Genomic DNA, 16,414 nt, shown 5'->3' with positions numbered 1-16,414 from the left:
CAGAAATTTCAATGAAGGAGAGACGAGATGAACTGGGATCAAATTCAAGGCAACTGGAAGCAGATGACCGGTAAGGCAAAGCAGCAGTGGGCTGACCTGACCGACGACGATCTGGCACATGCCAACGGTGACCGTGACGTGTTGGAGGGTAAAATCCAAGAGCGCTACGGCGACAACAAAGAACAGGCCAAGAAGCGCGTCGACGCCTGGATCGACTCACTCTGAGGACCGCTGAATCATAGGATCAGCCCGGCCCGTTGCAATCACGGCGCCGGGCACTTTTCATGGCGAACGTAACATCTGGATGCGGCGCCAAAAATGCGACGGTCGTGACACCGCCAGTGCGGACTTCATGAATTCATTCAAGTCATCGGTGCGGTGAGCACGCACTCGACTCCTGTCGGGTGATAAATGATCCGGACTGATCTTTCGAAGTCGATGGCCAACAAGTTCTCCACGAGGATCGTTCCGAATCCCCGACGACTGGGCGGCGTAACGCGCGGACCTCCGGTCTCGATCCAACGCCAGACCAGCGTCTCGGCGTCTGCTTCACTTTTAGCCGGCGAAGTCCATTCAACCGACACTGCCCCGTTCGGCGTCGAAAGTGCGCAATAATTCGGGGCATTCGTGCCAAGCTCATTCACGGCGAGGGCCAAGGAAGGTGCCATCTTGGGGCTGAAAGAGACAGGTGGACCGAAAATCGGTATCTGCTGTGTCGGAAAGACGGCAATCGTATTGGCGATCACTTCCATCATAGAGGCGTCCGTCCAGCGCGTGTCGTTCAGGATGTCATGTGCATGTGCGAGCGCGCGGAGTCGGTCGGCAAGGACCGTGCGACCCGTTTCAATATCTGTATTCCGCATCGTCTGCGACGCCATTGCCGATACCATCAACAGGATGTTTTTTATGCGATGTTCCAGCGCATGGGTCAGCATCAAACTCCGCGCCTCGGCTTCCTTGCGCGCCGTGATATGTTCTCCTCGTGTCCGAAAGGAATTGGCCCGTCGTTGGTGCATATGACGAAAGTTGCACGGGGAAGGCTACTGGGGTCTGCTGTCAAACCTGTTCATATGATTGACGTTCTGCGGTGTTCAATTAAGCTGCAATGACCAGAAACAGGTTAGGTCGGTGCGGTTGGCCCGGCCCCCAATTCCAAGCGGGTCCTTACGTGCATCGGCGCTCCGATAGTCGCGTCCCATGGTCCAGACGCCTGCACATGTCGTGCGGGCATGGGAAAGAATATGGAAATGCAGCAACAGATCGCAGTGGTAACACTTGGGATATCCGACCTCGAAAGATCGAAGGCGTTTTATCAAAAGGGGTTCGGCTGGACCCCGGTTTTCGAGAACGCTGAAATCGCCTTCTACCAGATGAATGGATTTGTCTTTGGCACATGGTTGAAATCGTCTCTTGAAGACGACACGAAGCAGCAAGGTCTGTCGGCGTCGGCTGCTGTGACGCTTGCACACAATGTGCCCGAAGACAGCGATGTTCAAACTGTGATCGACAAGCTTGTTGCCGCCGGAGCGGCAGTGCTTCGTGAAGCTGACGAGCCTCCCCAAGGCGGACGTCGCGGATATATCGCGGACCCGGACGGTCATATCTGGGAAATCGCGTTTAACCCACTGTGGCCAATCAACGAAGACGGACATGTGGCCTTCAAAATGTAACGCGATGAAAGCCTGCTGAGCGACGTGTCCGGTGCGTCGCTCGACAGATCTTTCAAACCAGATGCGGACTATCAGGTGACAACGTCAGACGGCAGCTTGGTCCGCATAGCCGACCAACACAGCTTGCGGATACCCCCAAATTTTTTCGGTCGTTTGCCTGCCCGTCACAGCGTTACAAAGCATGGCGTAAGTCATTGATTTATATAACACGGTCGAGAGTTCAATCCTCTCTCACAGCACCATCTGAACCCCCTTAGCTTCAAGAAGATGCGCGTTATTCGTGGGTTGGAATGTTCTTGTTGGTACACAAGGACGGTACACATGGGATTACGAATGCCCAGACCAACGAAGACTTCGAACGGTATCTGGCAGGATCGAGTCAGGCTGCCTGCTGACGTTGGCGAAAGTGTTGGCCGCGATGTCATCAAAGAAAGCCTGAACACGAGAGACGAAGCCGAAGCCATCACCCGCTTCATCATCCGCCACGCTCAGTCGTTGTCCCCCCAACGTTGGTAACAGATCCCCACGACCGATTCAGATACGCTTTAACGCCTGCGCGCATCGATCATGTCGGCCATCACGCAAAGCAATTCAAACATCATTGTCGCGCCGACTAATGCGGTCATGCCACCGACGTCGAACGGCGGTGCCACCTCTACCACATCGGCACCGACGATATTGACGCCTGCCAGAAGGCGCAGCATTTCTTGCGCCTCGCGGGTGGTAAAGCCGCCGATTTCCGGCGTGCCGGTGCCGGGGGCCATCGAAGGGTCGATGCTGTCGACATCAAAGGTCACATAAGTTGCGCCATCACCTACGATGGAGCGAGCCTCCTCCATCACGCTGGCGGCGCCGCGTTGAATGAATTCCTCCATGTAGATGACACGGATGCCCTGTTCGCGGGCCCAGTCGTGTTCGGTCGGATCGTAGACGGACCCGCGTATGCCGATCTGAACCATCCGTTTGGGGTCGATCAGACCCTCCTCGATTCCCCGCCGGAACGGTGTGCCGTGCGTATAGGGATTGTCGCCAAAATAAGTGTCGTTAGTGTCTGAATGCGCGTCGAAATGGATCAAGCCCACTGGGCCTCCCGTCGCGACGGCCCGCAGCACCGGGAGCGTTGTCAGGTGATCTCCGCCGACTGACAACGGGATCGCGCCAGTCGCCACAATGTCAGTCATGCCGCGTTGGATCAAAGCGAGCCCATCGGTCAGATTAATCGGATTGACCTGAAGGTCACCCACATCCGCTACGTTCGCGATCGAAAACGGGGCCACCCCGGAGACGTGATGCGCGCGGCGCATCAGACTGGACATGCTGCGCACCTCGCGCGGGCCATGGCGCGCACCGGCACGGTTGGTGGTGCCGCCATCCCACGGAATACCGATCAAAGCGATATCAAGGCCTTGGGCGGTGGCCACCGCTGGCAGCCGCATGAACGTTGCGTGCCCGGCAAAGCGTGGAACAAGCGATGCATCCACGGGTTGGTGAAAATCGGTCATGCCTTGGGTCCTATTTCAAATTCGCTTTTGATGGTGAGCGGTGCATCTGTGCTGGCCCTGAACGTTCTATCACCTATTTCGGGACGGGTTGTCAGCCTTTGCTGTTCAGAAAAACCATGAGGTCTGCAGATCAAGAACTAAAGGAGGGTCGTTTCCCCCCTGCTGCGTTGATCATGCGCGCCATCCAATATGATCTGCTTTTTGGCCGCAAAATGTGGTATGGATGATCCATGCGACGCAAAGGCGTCATGGCGACGTGCTGCGTCCGTTTGCGGAGGTCCTGCTATGTCCAAGACAATCGGCAATCCCCTGACATGGGTCACTCAGAGGCTCGGCGACAGCTCTCAGTTCATGGGCGAAAGTGGCCGTGCTTTGGGTTCAGTGGACCGTGACCCCATCGTCATCCGTCAGTTGGTAGGTAGTGACGTCACGGATGCCCTTCGGAAAGGAGCACAGGATTTCATGTCCCTGCGAACCGATGTCATCGCTCTCGTCCTGATGTATCCCATCATTGGCATCATGCTGGTCTGGTTCGCATTGGACCGAACGTTGTTGCCACTGGTATTTCCGATCGTCGCAGGGTTCGCATTGATAGGTCCCGTGGCCGCCATTGGCCTCTACGAGATGAGCCGCCTGCTGGAGCGAAGGGAGAATGTCAGTTGGGCGGACGCACTCCGGGTCATAGGATCCCCGTCCTTCGCACCGATCGCCACCCTTGGCGCCTATCTGGCAGCCGTCTATATTGTGTGGCTCATCGTCGCCGTAACGATTTACAATGTCACGATAGGCCCAGAGGCGCCGTCTTCGATAGGCGCACTCCTTCAGACCGTGCTCACAACGTCCGCGGGTTGGGCTTTGTTGGTTGTCGGGGTGGGAGCAGGATTGATATTTGCCGTCTTGGTGCTGGCGATAAGCGTCGTATCGTTTCCACTCCTCTTAGACAGACCTGTGGGGTTGTCGGTCGCCGTCGTTACATCGGTGAAGGTAGCACGCCAGAACCCCGGCGGTGTCGCCCTATGGGGTATCGCCGTTGTCGCCCTGCTCGGAATTGGCATCCTGACGTTCTTCATCGGTCTCATTGTGACACTTCCAATCCTGGGTCATGCGACATGGCATCTATACAGGAAAGCCATTGCCGAACATTCCAGCTCATTGGCGTAGGTCACCGCCCGCCTTCACGATCGATATCAGATACCCTGAAAAAACCTGAAACCCGGGCGCCGCGGCCGCAGGAAGACGACGCTCTTTCAGAGCAAATCGAGGGGCCTGTCATTCCGCATTCGCCCTCTTCAATTTCCGGCGATCAGGTCTTCGGGTCACTCCATTCAGCGAGCATTCCAATCCTGCCATCAAGGACGCGAGATGTTGATTATCGAGAGCATGAAAGATCTGCCGGTCATAGCAGGACGGATGGGTCATCGGCGTAGTTTACCAAGTGGTCTGCTGCGGCTCATCAGGAGCTTAATTCACGCACACAACCAAATGGTGATATAGATCAAATATCGCTTTCATGTTATAGTATAAGTGTTCTGAATGGGAGATGCGTAACGCCAAAAAGGGAGGGATTAGACATGACCGTCAAGACAATTCTTACGTGCCTGACATCCGTATCAACAGCGGATTCAGTTTTGTCAGTGGCTTGCAACCTTGCCCGGCAACATGGTGCGCATCTGGTAGTCCTACGCATTATTGAGGCGCCAACGGTCTACCCTCTGGCTGACATGCCAATTCCGGTGTCAATTTACGATGAATTCAGCGCCATGCAGTCGGAAAAGACCGCCGCGCTCAAAACCGTATTCGACAAACACACCCATGCCGAAGACTTTGTCTCGGAGTGGCGCGACATCAAAAGTGAATTCTACACGCCTGAGGATTGTATCATAGAAAGCGCCGGAGGCGCCGACATCGTGATCATGGCGGCTGTGAGCCGTGACGAGGAACGGTCCCTGTATGTCAAAATGCTGGAGCGCGTCATCCGCTACTGCGGCAGACCAGTGCTCCTCGTTCCTGCAAACCTGCGCAACGAGATGGTCGGACACTCAGTGCTGGTCGGGTGGAACGGATCGAAACAAGCCGTGCGGGCGGCCCATGACGTCCTGCAGTTGCTGAGTGCGGGTGACAAGGTCGAGATCATGAAAATCTCCGACACCAGCACCAACGGCGAGCCTGACGATTCAACGAGAGATCTCGCGGCGGCGTTTGACAGGCATGGCATCGATACAACGGTCGTGCAGCGGACGTGGTCGAAACCTGGAGTTTCCGAGGTCTTAAGCAAGGAAGCGTTCGAGATCGGCGCGGATATGATCGCGGTTGGAGCTTTCGGTCACTCCCGGATTTACGACTTGGTGGTTGGCGCCGCGACGCGCAACCTGCTTGCCCACTCTGACCTGCCCGTGATGTTCTCACGCTGATTGGCGGCCCCTTCCCGATCTGAAAAACGCCAGAGGACAACCTCGGTCCTTGACCCATAATATCTTACGATATCATCAGGAAGCACTCGTCATCTGCCCAGTTCGTTTCCGATCAAATCACCTGCTTAGTTTGCTGCGCATCGGCCCAGGCCGAGATCCAGGATCGATATTTCTCATTCTCGGGGGCAAAGAACACTGCTGCAGCATTGGCAAGCAGTTGCTTGAAATGACTGCCAGGCGTCATGTCGTCAAGGTCTTGAGTGGCCGCCGTGCCGCGCATTGGAGAGGTTCGATTTGTTTGAACAGGTTCCAAGGGCTTTTTAAGTGGTTTTCCGCCTTGGTTGCCGTGTCGGGCCAGCGCCTTTTCGACGGCCTCAATACAAAAGTCGGCCTCCACGCTATCGGTCGACAACGCATCGGAGGCGATCAAGATCGCTTCCGACCGCACGCAGGCAGTCAAGGTGCAGCTGACATTCGGCTAGGCGGCGGCCCTTTCCCGACGGGACGTGGCCCGACCACCCTAGCTTGGAAGTGCCCCGCAGAACCCACCGGATGTCGACAAGCCAGAGCCCAGGGCCAGCATCGGCGGCGCCTGATAAGGGTTGGGCGGCGTGCGCAGCGTATCGAGGCCGATGACAAACGCCACGCCGGCGATGGCGAGTGATCCGGTCAGCAATCGGGTCATGGCCGCGCCTCCAGTCCGCTGACCGCACGGATGCGGATTCCCAGAAATGCGCCCGCGAAGGCCGCGGCGAACCAGACCCAGCCATGCAGGCTGCCAGTGCCGATGCCGGAAAAGAAAGCCCCGACATTACAGCCGAACGCCAGCCGCGACGAATAACCAAGCATGAGGCCGGCGATGATCGTGACAATCCAGGCGCGGGCCGGATAGGACGGCAGCGGCTGTGACAGCCCCCCGCTTCGCCACGCCGCCACGCCGAAAGCGCCTGCGATCATCCCGAAATTAGTCAGAGAGGTGTAATCCGTCAGCACACTGGCGTTCAGCCGCTCTTCCGATCCGACAGCGGCATAGAAGGCAGAACCGGACAGATCGGCCCCCAGCGCCGTAACCCCCTTTGCCGCCCAAAGGCCGAGACCATAGACCACGCCCCAAGGCTGGCCGGCGACAACGAGGTTCGCAATGGCAAGCGCCGCAAGCGTCAGGGCCGCCAGGACATAGCGTCGTGGCAGGCGCCATGATCCGGGCTTGCCCAGCCACAGCAGCACGGCCGCGACCAGCGCCAGCCCCACCAGTGTGATCATCAAGCCCGGCGTGCCGCGCAGCGTCAGAATCGGCAGCGCGCCCAAGTTCGTCCACCAGATCAGATGATAGGCCCCCGCAAAGCTGCCCAGTGCAAAGAACGGCAGCGCCAGCAGGCCCACCGGATTGCCCGATCCCGCATTGACCAGCGTGCCCGATCCGCACCCCAGAACGACCTGCATGGCCGCGCCAAAGACGAAGGCGCCGCCGATCATGGCAAAACCGATCGGCGCCTGCGCGCCGGTCAGCTCTTGCGGATGGGACGCCAGCATGGGGATCGCGACGCAAGCAACCACCGCAATCGACAGAAGCTGCGCCAGAATGCCCGCAGGCTCGCGCCGCAGGATCATCGCCCGCCACGGCCCTGCAAAACCAAAGCGGAACCCTTCGAGCGCGACGCCGAACCCCAGACCGATCAGTAGCATCAGCGCGTAGCGCACGCCGACAAACAGCGCCACCATCGCGATGACGACAAGCGCGAGCCCGATCAGCCCGGTTCTAGCCGCCAGGGGGCGGAAACCGGGCGAAGCCAACGTCGTCGCGGTCATCAGTTGCCGCCAGTGATCTGGCTAAGGAAATTTGCGATCAGGCCGGGCTGGTTGGCCATCTCACCGTCGGTCTGCGAATATTCGACCATCGACCCCGGGTAGAGCTTCACGTTCTCAATCCCCGCCAGTTCCGACATGGCGAACCAGTCGGTCGCCGCCCAGTGGCCCGTATTGCAAAAGGACACGACGGCATCGCCCTCCTCGATCCCGAGCTTCGCTTTCAGGGCCGCGACATCTGTGTCGCTGCCAATGGCCGTCGCGCCGGGACGAAAGAACTCAGTGTAGGGCAGGCTTTGCGCACCCGGCAGCGTGCCCGGACGCGCGGCTGCGGGATGCGCCTTCTTGCCCTCGAAAAAGGCCGTGGGCCGCGAGTCGATCAGCTTGCCCCCGGCCTTGCCGGCGATGACGTTGTTCACCTGATCGGTGCCGGCGGTCCATGTGTCGTTCCACGTGATCGAAAGATCGGTCTTTGCCGGCGCGATGGCTTCGGTCGAAACCGGCAGTCCCGCGTTCACCCACCCCGTCGCCCCACCGTTCAGCACGGACAATTGAGTAAAGCCGGAGCTTTTGAGCGTCCAGTAGACGCGGGCCGCCGCACCGAAATCGGTGTCGGTATCTCCCTGAGATACGATGACCACCGGTCGATCAAGAGAGAGGCCGAGATCCTCGTAGGTGGCTTCCAACTGGGCGACGGGCGGCACTTCGCCCGGATTGTTGCTGGGTCCGCGAAACCGGCCATAAGGCGCACTGACCGCTCCTTCGATGTGCCCTGCATCGAAACCCTCGTCGCGCACGTCAAGAATAATGGGGGACTCGGACGTCTCCGACAATTCGACTGGTGTGATGAGCGGACCGAGGTCCCCCGCCAGCGCAGTGGTCGCAGCAAGTGTTGCGAGGCTTGTCGTGATGGCGACTTTCATACGAAGCATGGGATAGCCTTTCGATAATGGGGTCTCAGTCGCTCAATTGAGGGGGTAGCGGCAAAACACAAGGCGACGCAGCCCGACCTAGCAACCGAAGCGAAGAAAAGTGTTCTGCAAGGCTTTCCATGACGGGATGCTGAGCTGTTTTGATGGAAGTTGTCGGTCCGATCCGACGCGACCGAGGGCTGGATTTAGAACATTGTTCTTAATTCATCTTAGGTTTCCCGTTGGGGGAAACGAGATGCCCGGTGACACATTGAAACGCGCGAGCGTGGTTCATGCATAGACGGAACTGTTCGCAGAGCAGTCTCAGGTGTTCCATCCCGGAATCGGATCCGACATAAGCCACCCCACCCGGCGCGAAACCTGCTACGACCGGATACCCTCGGGGACGATGCGGGAACGGTTTATCCTCACTTGTGCGACGGGCCTCACGACCGGAAGCCACCTGTCGCGCACATGGGCCGCCAACGTCACTCCATCCATCGTGCCCGGGATCTCGATGTCCGCAAACAGGATGCCGATGTCGAGATGCTTAGCCGTTCGACGTCAGCAGCCGATCCAATTCACTCTGCATGTCACCGACGAGCACGAGAGACTCGGTCAGCGGTGTCGGGTTGCCCGACCCGCGCAGGCGCGTATCCGCAAGCGGCGAAACCGGCTTGTCGTTGACGCGAATTTCATAATGCAGATGCGGCGCCGTCGACCGTCCCGTCGATCCGGCCCGACCAAGCTCTGTGCCGGTCTCGACGCGCTGCCCCACCCGCAATCCCTCGTTCAGCGCGCTTAAGTGGGCATAGAGCGTGTGAACGCCGTTGCCATGATCCAGCTCGACCACGGTGCCATAGCCGCTGCGTTTGCCCATGTAAGCGACTTTGCCCTGCTGTGTCGCCGCGACAATCGCACCCTGGGGGGCTGCAAAATCAATGCCGCTGTGCATCCGCACCGTTCCCAGAATGGGATGCATCCGCATTCCGAAAGCCGAGCTGAGGCGGGCGCCGCGGATCGGTTGGTCGAACGTCTGCAAAAGCACCCCGTCCTTCATGATCGTGGTCCGCCGCGACGTGTCATCGGGCCACAGGATTTCATATCGGCCATCGGCCAGATCGAGTTGCGCGAAATCGATGGTCGGATCGCCGACGACACGATCACCGGACCGGTACTCCCGCCACATCAGGCGGATGTGTTCTCCTCCACCCAATCGGGTGCGCAGATCGAATGTCTCGGCCAGGACCAGCTCCAGGTCCGTCGCGAACCGCGTCGGAATGCCCGCACCATCAAGGGCCGCAAAGATCGAACTGCTGACCGTCGCTTCCCCCGCGCGCCTGACACTGACAAGCTGCGGCGGCAGAATCTGGACAGTGGGGTCCTCTCCGAAGGTGGCCCGGATACGCGATCCGTCTTCTTTTTCGAGCGTAGCCGTCTTGGGCAATCCATCGCTTGATACATTCAGCGCGAGTCTTTGCCCCGGTTTCAGATGACGCACATCGAATTCGGACCCGATTGCCTGAACCACGTCGCGGCTGGTTTCCGTGTCGAGGCCGGCCGCTGCAAGAAGCCCAGACAGGCTGTCCCCCGCGCCCACAACCTGCGTCCATGTCACAGGTTCATCCACGGGTGTCGACACCTTGTCACCTGCGTCCGCAACCGAAGGTGCAAGACCGTCGTCTGCGGTCGTGGCGCTGCGCGGCATCTCCTCCTCTGCGCTGTCGGACACAGCGGTGGACAGTGCGGTCGGCGCGTCGCGATACTGCGACACGCCGAATGCCACCCCGCCCGCGACAAGCATGGCAGTCCAGTATCTCAACCGTATCAACATTTCACTGTCCGCCACGCCTTTTGTCTTTGGACGTCCCCTGCAGGAAACCGTCGAGAGCTTATTGCTGTGCCACGCCTCGTTTGACAATGCCGCCGATCAAAACCGGCCAGACCCCGCCCAAAACCCGCGCGGGCGGGCCCCTCAATTCGAAATGAGGATGCGTTGAGACCAATGACGTGTCCGGCCGCGACACCGGCACTCGGTCGGATCGCCGCCCCGGCTCTGACGTGATCGCAGCCTTCCAAACAGGGAAAAGGCTTGAAAACCCAAAGGTCTCCGACACGCAGCCTACGTACAATGCGCACGAATCAACGCCCCTTGGCGGTCTGGCCCTCTTTCTGTGTGACGCGTTGCATTGCATGCAAGTGAAAGGTCCGGTTCACCGCTTCAGGCAAGCGCAACCCTATGTCTGAAACGAAAGCGACACGCCAACGCAGATCATCATCGACCTCACCACAACGCCCCTGAATTATTCGAAGTGCGTCAACCGGGACAGCGTTGAGATCCGGCACACCGGCCTGAAGTCGCAAACTTCGTCATTAGCGAAGGTAAACGTAGGTCAAATGGTCTCCGACATGGTCTACGGCTCCTAGCAGCTGCTGCCAGCTGCAGCGAAAACAACGGCTAGCCTGAAATGCTGGTGCCCCCACACGGATGTTAGCATCATCTAAACCCCTTATTATTCAATGACATACATACATATTTTTAAGGGCCGTGTGTAGTGATTGTGTAGGGTTTTTGGTAATTTAGTCTGGCTGACAAACGCGCAATGGAGGCACATGCATTAGCTTTTTGACCTTTGAATAATGTGCAGAGGTTTCGGCGCAGTCCCCTCGCCCCAGTTATCGGACCACAAAGCGTCATGCCGCAGCCTCGCACAAAAATCACTTTCCTGCTGTTCAGTTAGTCCAAGGCGCATCCATTCTCAGAGGTAAACCTCCCTGAAAAGTGGCAGCTTCGTGACATTTGCCTCCGAGATCAACGTTGCGGCACAGCTCATCCAAAGCAGACTATTATCAATCCCGCCGCATCATCCTGACTTTGAAGTATTGAAGGAAAGAGCCCTCGTTTCCACCACCTAATTAACAGATTGATATACCAAAAGATTCAACACGAGACATCAGATAATTAAAAGTTTAGTTTGTATGATCACTTAATGGCCTACTTTCTATTTCAACGTATCCATGACCGATTTTCCTCGACGCAGTCCAGCGGCATTGATGGTGGCCATATTTCGGGACCACGCTTCATTAATCAGCTCAGTCCATTGAACCACTTCGATGGAAGAACCTTCTAAATCCCCTCCAAGTTGCCTTATCCGACCTTGTCCATTGGCAGTGTGGTTCCATCCAACCATCTGCTCATCGGCAAGGTCTCCAACTATGTCTGCCACGACATAGCAGAAGAACCTACAATCGGGCGCAACCTTGATCTTTCTCCGGTCAAACGCTTCGATCTGACCACCTTTAAGCTGCTTAATATATTTAACAACTTGCCGTTCAACATCGTCCTCTGACTTTGGATAAGAAGTTCTACCCGGCCGCTTAAACTCAATAATCATAATTTTAGATAATGGCTCGGACAGATTAATGTCATCCCCGTCTGATTGACCATCCATCACGCCCAAACCAAAAGCTTGATCCCAGAGGAAGAGGTCGGGTCGCAGATCACTGTCATTATTTCCCAACACCTGATCGAGCCGCTTATCGGATGAAAACGATTGTGTAAAAGCGAGACGTTCGTCGACTATCCATAAGTCATGTGAAGATGACTCTGCCCGGCTCCCAACTACGTTCATCGGACAAATGAAAGTATGGAGGGTTTTTTCTAGATGAAAATCCTCTTTCTTTTCACCACGCTTTCTCACCCTTAAGATGAGACGCTCCATAACTTCTAGCACCAACTTCCGCTTTACTACGTGCTGCGCCAATGCAAGCTTTTCAGACTTCTTAAGGTCTTTGGCAGCCTCGATAACAGTTTGTTCAAAATGCTCTGGCACATTTTTCTCTGATGTTAGAAGCTCGATAATCTCTTCAAGGCTTTCTCTGCGATTTTCTTCGTTCCGTATCTGATGTTTTACTAACCCAGCAGCAAACTCTTCAGGCGTCCTAGCTCCAAAAGGAACCCTATCAAGTTGTGTTTGTTCGTCTGCAAATCCATAAATTGGGTATCGCGCAACAAATTCTTGATAGTCAGCCTTCCTAGCGCTTTCGTACTTTGCAATTTGCTCTGGCAGATAACTCTTTTTCACTGCATCTATACAAAAACGAGAAAGGGTCTTGAGCTTTTTCTCATCAACCGTGAACGCTGTGCGCCCCTCATTGACGTGATCATCCAAAAAAAGACCCGGAGACACACCCGTGAAAAACTAGGTCATCCATGTCGCCTTCCTCGAGCCGTCGGATACCGATTAGCTTGTCCACTTCTCTTGTCGCAACAGTGCGCTCGTCCGCAAGAAGATGTAACTGGTGCATTCCGTCGAGGCCCTTGCTTGCATCCTCTTTGCAAGTAAAACATTCGATAGTCAGGATACCAAAATCGTCATGTGGTGGCGTCTCAATCGTAACTTTTTGACCAACAACAAGCTCCGATATCGCCTTTGGATAGGTTGTGATATCTCCATTGATGTTAACGAATATTTCGGGACCACTACCAACGAGGAAGTCGGCAATAAAATGCGCACTAAAGTATCGGAGAAATGTGTCGCGTTTTTTGGGGAAGTGTTGAATATAACGATCCCCCCGAACCCCAGAAAACTCTACCCGTGTCCCTAGGCCCGAGATTCCACCAGCTTCCGGGTCGCGATCAACGATCTGATCCTTATTTGCGAGAACAAATTCGAAGGCTCTTCTTTCGATTCCAGTTGGGCCTTTATAGGTGCTGAAAACTGAGATACTTTTGAAGCTGTCTAGCCAAAACAGCCGCCCGACACCCTTGCCACCCTTTTTGCTCTTAAAGTCGGTATCAATCACACGAAAGGCATCGAATCTATCTTTGTCCAAGCCGATACCGTCATCGGTAATCGCTATTTTTACCTTTGACGAATCCGAGAGCTTACCAACCTCAACGTCAATTCGGCCCTTTCTCTGATCGCTATCAGCGCGTTGATCATTTAAATCATCAATGGCAAACTTAGCATTACTAACAGCTTCAAAAACCGGCTGGAGCGCTTGAGCTGCATTTGATGGCTTCGTCAATTTCCTAACGCGGTTAACGATGTTTTGGTCGATTGAGGCCATTCAACATTATCTCCTTGCTGTTACGATACTTTGCAGAAGTCGTGCGAAGTGTCACCTCCCTATGGCGGTCGCCAAAGACCGCGAGGGTCTTCATAGGCTGTGGGTACATGGATGTCAGCTATGGCCGCAGTTTGGATTTCACCCCAGTGCTATCGGTGGCGGTGGGTTTTTCACATACAAACCTCAATTTAGGGTTGGAAATCTCTGCCCCCTTCATGAATAGCACCGGCGAACGAAATCCCCCCCATACCCTGCCCCAACAGCTACATCAGCAGACGACCTCACTTAAAACAGACACGACGTAGGGGGCAACTTTCCCCGTTTACTGTTGAAGAGGCTAGCTCTTATGGCACGCGGGGTGTCCCGCAAGAGCATGGTCCAGTGAGTCGTCTCAGTCACACCTTGAAAGTGTTCCAATAGAATATCCTTTACGTTTTTGAGACAGTCAGGCATCAGGGCCTAGAACCTATTGATACAGTTTGGATAAGATGATGATTGTTGGATACGGACGAACCTCGACCCTTGATCAGACCGCAGGATTGGAAGCGCAGGAGCGTGATCTGGTGGCGGCAGGATGCGAGAAGTTGTTTGTCGAGCAGGTTTCATCAGTCGATGTGGCGAACAGGGTCAAGCTGGCAGAGGCGATAGAGTTTGCTCGGGATGGAGACACCCTGCTGGTCACGAAGCTGGATCGGTTGGCGCGGTCAGTTGCCCACCTGATGGAGATACTGGCGACCTTAAAGGATCGTGGAGTGGCGTTGCGGATACTTGACCTAGGCTTGGACACGGACACCCTCAATGGCAAGCTCATGATGACTATTCTCGGGGGTGTGGCCGAATTTGAGCGCGGCATCATGTTGGAACGACAGCGGGAAGGCATCGCCAAGGCAAAAGCGAAAGGCCGGTACAAGGGGCGCAAGCCTACGGCGAGGGCGAAGGCTGATGAAGTGATCAAGCTGCACGGCGAGGGGGTCGGGGCGACAAGTATTGCTAAGCGTTGTGGGATAGGCCGGGCCAGTGTTTATCGGATCGTGAAGGACAGGGCTTTGCAGGGCGGGTGAAAGCTTTCTGTGGTTGCCGACTAAACAGGCGGGTGAGGATGGGCGAACCCGCATGACCGCGTTACAGACCCTGTAAGGGCCGCACAGGCGATCCATAGGATTTCCCTGATCTGGGTGGCCCCGAAGATTGGAGGCCCAGTAAGGCTCCTACGAGTGGCCCTATGAAGGGTTGCACTTACAGACAAGTAAACTTTGAGTTTGTTCGTCTCATGTTGGGCCCTGCGGTTAATTCCGTGGGGCCTTTTCACATTCGCCACACGCGATGCAGACAACCCGACCCATCACGTCACCTTCGGGAGTGATGATCTGTCGCGGATTGCGTCCACCCCTTCAAATGACCTGCCTTAAAGGAATACCACAATGCAGAACCAATCAACCCGCTCTTTTGCCATCGCCGCCGCCGATCAGATGATTGCCGATCGTTTTCAATGTGCCTACGGAACATCGACAGTTTCTGAATATCTTGACCATCTCGACCACCACTCCACCGCTCACCTTGCAACCCACCTTGCGTGTCGGGTCAACCGAACGGCAGGACAGCAGCGGCGTAAATCTGAAATCCGCTTTGACGGAGATGGACGGCTCGTCATTGGTGTTCCGATGAACGACCCCCGAACGAACAAGACCCGTCATGCCACAACTGACTTCCTGATATGGATCGACCTCATGGAAAGCGGTGCGGATGGGGCGTGGGTCTATAATCATAAGACCCGCGACAGGCGGGCGGGGCAGGTGCGCTGCAGCGTTCCGCTTAAGGGCAATAGAAGTGGCCCGGATCGTGCAGCCGTCGCTAGAATTATCGCCAATGCCAAGAGTGGTCAGCGGGCACAATTGCTCGATCATGATCCGTTCAATCTTCGTCGAGCCAACATCTATTTGCTAAACCAAATTGCAGGAACAGACGGTCGCAAAGGTTTCTCTAAGACTGATACGCTGGCGAATATGCTTGATGCCGTGAACGCTCGGTCGGCACTGGTGGGCAAGAATTACGACTATGATTTTGAAGTCGGTCAGTGAGTATCATTATCGAAATAACAGGAGAGGGTATGGGCAACCATGCCCCCTCAACCGACCTTGCATGTCCCCGCTGCGGTCAACCATTTATCCCCAAACGATCCAACCAACGATACTGCTCCTCCGCATGTCAGAAAGCCGCAACGCACAACGCATCACGCGGCCCCAGGACGACTGCTGAAAGCCCTGCAAAGAAACTCGAGAAGCGTCGGCAGTGGGCAACTCTTCTTTACCTAAATGAGACTTTCTACGGCACCCCTCCGGGAAATCGGCTGGGGCTGTTGAAGGACTGGCTGGACAGGGCGAGAATGGGCGACACGACCCTGAGGGCGGCTTTGGCTAGACCCTCCTTCACAAAATGGAACGACAATAAGCGGGTCTGTTTTAGACATTGCTTGGCGTATCCATCGGCCCCCCACATGGCGCACCGTTACTGTCGCCATTTTCTGGCCTGCAACGTATCAGACTGGGTCAATGGCCGCGCAGATGCACCTGAGACCGGGGAAATCAGCTACGGTCTGATGGCAACAGCCTGAGCCACAGAGCAAGGGATTGTACACCATGTTCGCCAGCCTCCCGCCGCCTAGTCCACCCTCCCCCTATATATAAGGGGACCTTGAGGGACGAACGGGAGGGGGGCAACTTGCATGTAACCGTTGGCGCGGTCTCAATCACACCTTCAAAGCTGACTGGAAGTGTCCGTCTTGGAGCTTAAAACGGCTGGGAGACGAGTCGAGAAAAGGCAACCGTTTCAGGTCATTCAATTAGGTTGCATCGTAGAACCTACGCAAAAACATTGAGGTTACCTTGGGGTTTACCATCAGGGATCACCTTGAAGGTTTAACCTATCAGCAATCAAACTCATCAAACCAACCTTTAAGGGGCAGAGCATCAGTGTTCCGTGGGTGAGGTCTCTCCCGATCATATGGCCGTCACAAGTCATCCCGAACCAGACCTTCAAGGTGC

16 protein-coding genes are annotated in these 16,414 nt (G+C 56.0%); 7 read left to right on the top strand and 9 right to left on the bottom strand.

All coding sequences use genetic code 11. The annotated features are described in order from the left end of the window. Positions 1-27 precede the first annotated feature (27 nt). Positions 28-225: a CsbD family protein gene (locus GLR48_RS11050; RefSeq protein WP_237061355.1), complete on the top strand. Its 198-nt coding sequence runs from the start codon at positions 28-30 to the stop codon at positions 223-225. A gap of 137 nt (positions 226-362) precedes the next feature. On the opposite strand, the gene GLR48_RS11045 is transcribed toward GLR48_RS11050, so the two are convergent. Further along, a complete protein-coding gene (locus GLR48_RS11045) occupies positions 363-935 on the bottom strand; it encodes a sensor histidine kinase (protein ID WP_237061354.1) in 573 nt (190 codons plus the stop codon). Between the two features lie 312 nt (positions 936-1,247). On the opposite strand from GLR48_RS11045, the gene GLR48_RS11040 reads away from it, so the two are divergent. After that, positions 1,248-1,670 (top strand): VOC family protein, encoded by a 423-nt coding sequence (locus GLR48_RS11040; RefSeq protein WP_237061353.1) that lies wholly within the window; start codon positions 1,248-1,250, stop codon positions 1,668-1,670. A 321-nt stretch (positions 1,671-1,991) separates the two neighbouring features. Beyond that, on the top strand, positions 1,992-2,186 hold the full coding sequence (locus GLR48_RS11035; RefSeq protein WP_237061352.1) for a DUF6538 domain-containing protein: 195 nt from the start codon (positions 1,992-1,994) through the stop codon (positions 2,184-2,186). A gap of 29 nt (positions 2,187-2,215) precedes the next feature. On the opposite strand, the gene speB is transcribed toward GLR48_RS11035, so the two are convergent. Further along, on the bottom strand, positions 2,216-3,172 hold the full coding sequence (speB, locus tag GLR48_RS11030) for an agmatinase (RefSeq protein WP_237061351.1): 957 nt from the start codon (positions 3,170-3,172) through the stop codon (positions 2,216-2,218). 285 nt (positions 3,173-3,457) lie between these two features. On the opposite strand from speB, the gene GLR48_RS11025 reads away from it, so the two are divergent. Next, entirely contained in the window at positions 3,458-4,333 is an 876-nt protein-coding gene (locus GLR48_RS11025; protein ID WP_237061350.1) for a DUF2189 domain-containing protein, read from the top strand. 410 nt (positions 4,334-4,743) lie between these two features. Next, complete coding sequence (locus tag GLR48_RS11020) at positions 4,744-5,583, top strand: universal stress protein (protein ID WP_237061349.1); 840 nt, start codon at positions 4,744-4,746, stop codon at positions 5,581-5,583. 112 nt (positions 5,584-5,695) lie between these two features. Here the strand turns inward: GLR48_RS11020 and GLR48_RS11015 are convergent, their stop codons facing one another. From GLR48_RS11015 to GLR48_RS10985, 7 genes are all read right to left on the bottom strand, one after another. After that, complete coding sequence (locus tag GLR48_RS11015; protein WP_237061347.1) at positions 5,696-6,013, bottom strand: hypothetical protein; 318 nt, start codon at positions 6,011-6,013, stop codon at positions 5,696-5,698. 90 nt (positions 6,014-6,103) lie between these two features. Then, positions 6,104-6,268 carry a hypothetical protein gene (locus GLR48_RS11010; RefSeq protein WP_237061346.1) on the bottom strand — a complete coding sequence of 55 codons (165 nt, stop codon included), beginning with the start codon at positions 6,266-6,268 and terminating at the stop codon, positions 6,104-6,106. Continuing rightward, complete coding sequence (locus GLR48_RS11005) at positions 6,265-7,392, bottom strand: YeeE/YedE thiosulfate transporter family protein (RefSeq protein WP_237061345.1); 1,128 nt, start codon at positions 7,390-7,392, stop codon at positions 6,265-6,267. The genes GLR48_RS11010 and GLR48_RS11005 overlap by 4 nt, the downstream gene beginning before the upstream one ends. Continuing rightward, positions 7,392-8,321, bottom strand: a complete 930-nt coding sequence (locus tag GLR48_RS11000; RefSeq protein WP_237061344.1) for a sulfurtransferase — start codon at positions 8,319-8,321, stop codon at positions 7,392-7,394. The genes GLR48_RS11005 and GLR48_RS11000 overlap by 1 nt, the downstream gene beginning before the upstream one ends. A gap of 529 nt (positions 8,322-8,850) precedes the next feature. After that, positions 8,851-10,134: a M23 family metallopeptidase gene (locus GLR48_RS10995; protein WP_237061343.1), complete on the bottom strand. Its 1,284-nt coding sequence runs from the start codon at positions 10,132-10,134 to the stop codon at positions 8,851-8,853. A 1,168-nt stretch (positions 10,135-11,302) separates the two neighbouring features. Further along, entirely contained in the window at positions 11,303-12,472 is a 1,170-nt protein-coding gene (locus tag GLR48_RS10990; protein WP_237061342.1) for a hypothetical protein, read from the bottom strand. Continuing rightward, entirely contained in the window at positions 12,465-13,373 is a 909-nt protein-coding gene (locus tag GLR48_RS10985) for a hypothetical protein (RefSeq protein WP_237061341.1), read from the bottom strand. Before GLR48_RS10985 ends, GLR48_RS10990 begins: the two co-directional genes overlap by 8 nt. A gap of 488 nt (positions 13,374-13,861) precedes the next feature. Between GLR48_RS10985 and GLR48_RS10980 the strand changes: the two genes are divergently transcribed. Both GLR48_RS10980 and GLR48_RS10975 read left to right on the top strand, forming a co-directional pair. Beyond that, positions 13,862-14,434 (top strand): recombinase family protein, encoded by a 573-nt coding sequence (locus GLR48_RS10980; RefSeq protein ID WP_237064520.1) that lies wholly within the window; start codon positions 13,862-13,864, stop codon positions 14,432-14,434. 360 nt (positions 14,435-14,794) lie between these two features. After that, positions 14,795-15,451 carry a hypothetical protein gene (locus GLR48_RS10975; RefSeq protein WP_237061340.1) on the top strand — a complete coding sequence of 219 codons (657 nt, stop codon included), beginning with the start codon at positions 14,795-14,797 and terminating at the stop codon, positions 15,449-15,451. The last annotated feature ends 963 nt before the right edge of the window (positions 15,452-16,414 follow it).

This window comes from Loktanella sp. M215 (assembly GCF_021735925.1).
GTDB lineage: Bacteria > Pseudomonadota > Alphaproteobacteria > Rhodobacterales > Rhodobacteraceae > Loktanella.
Note: the sequence above shows the minus strand (reverse complement) of the source record. Positions and strands in the feature narration are given on the sequence as shown.

Coding starts and splice junctions, on each gene's coding strand:
- GLR48_RS10980 (WP_237064520.1), top strand. CDS start 13,862: ATGATGATTGTTGGATACGGACGAACCTCGACCCTTGATCAGACCGCA.
- GLR48_RS11025 (WP_237061350.1), top strand. CDS start 3,458: ATGTCCAAGACAATCGGCAATCCCCTGACATGGGTCACTCAGAGGCTC.
- GLR48_RS10995 (WP_237061343.1), bottom strand. CDS start 10,134: ATGTTGATACGGTTGAGATACTGGACTGCCATGCTTGTCGCGGGCGGG.
- GLR48_RS11005 (WP_237061345.1), bottom strand. CDS start 7,392: ATGACCGCGACGACGTTGGCTTCGCCCGGTTTCCGCCCCCTGGCGGCT.
- GLR48_RS10985 (WP_237061341.1), bottom strand. CDS start 13,373: ATGGCCTCAATCGACCAAAACATCGTTAACCGCGTTAGGAAATTGACG.
- GLR48_RS11045 (WP_237061354.1), bottom strand. CDS start 935: ATGCTGACCCATGCGCTGGAACATCGCATAAAAAACATCCTGTTGATG.
- GLR48_RS11010 (WP_237061346.1), bottom strand. CDS start 6,268: ATGACCCGATTGCTGACCGGATCACTCGCCATCGCCGGCGTGGCGTTT.
- GLR48_RS11035 (WP_237061352.1), top strand. CDS start 1,992: ATGGGATTACGAATGCCCAGACCAACGAAGACTTCGAACGGTATCTGG.
- GLR48_RS10975 (WP_237061340.1), top strand. CDS start 14,795: ATGCAGAACCAATCAACCCGCTCTTTTGCCATCGCCGCCGCCGATCAG.
- GLR48_RS11020 (WP_237061349.1), top strand. CDS start 4,744: ATGACCGTCAAGACAATTCTTACGTGCCTGACATCCGTATCAACAGCG.
- GLR48_RS11050 (WP_237061355.1), top strand. CDS start 28: ATGAACTGGGATCAAATTCAAGGCAACTGGAAGCAGATGACCGGTAAG.
- GLR48_RS11000 (WP_237061344.1), bottom strand. CDS start 8,321: ATGCTTCGTATGAAAGTCGCCATCACGACAAGCCTCGCAACACTTGCT.
- GLR48_RS11040 (WP_237061353.1), top strand. CDS start 1,248: ATGCAGCAACAGATCGCAGTGGTAACACTTGGGATATCCGACCTCGAA.
- speB (WP_237061351.1), bottom strand. CDS start 3,172: ATGACCGATTTTCACCAACCCGTGGATGCATCGCTTGTTCCACGCTTT.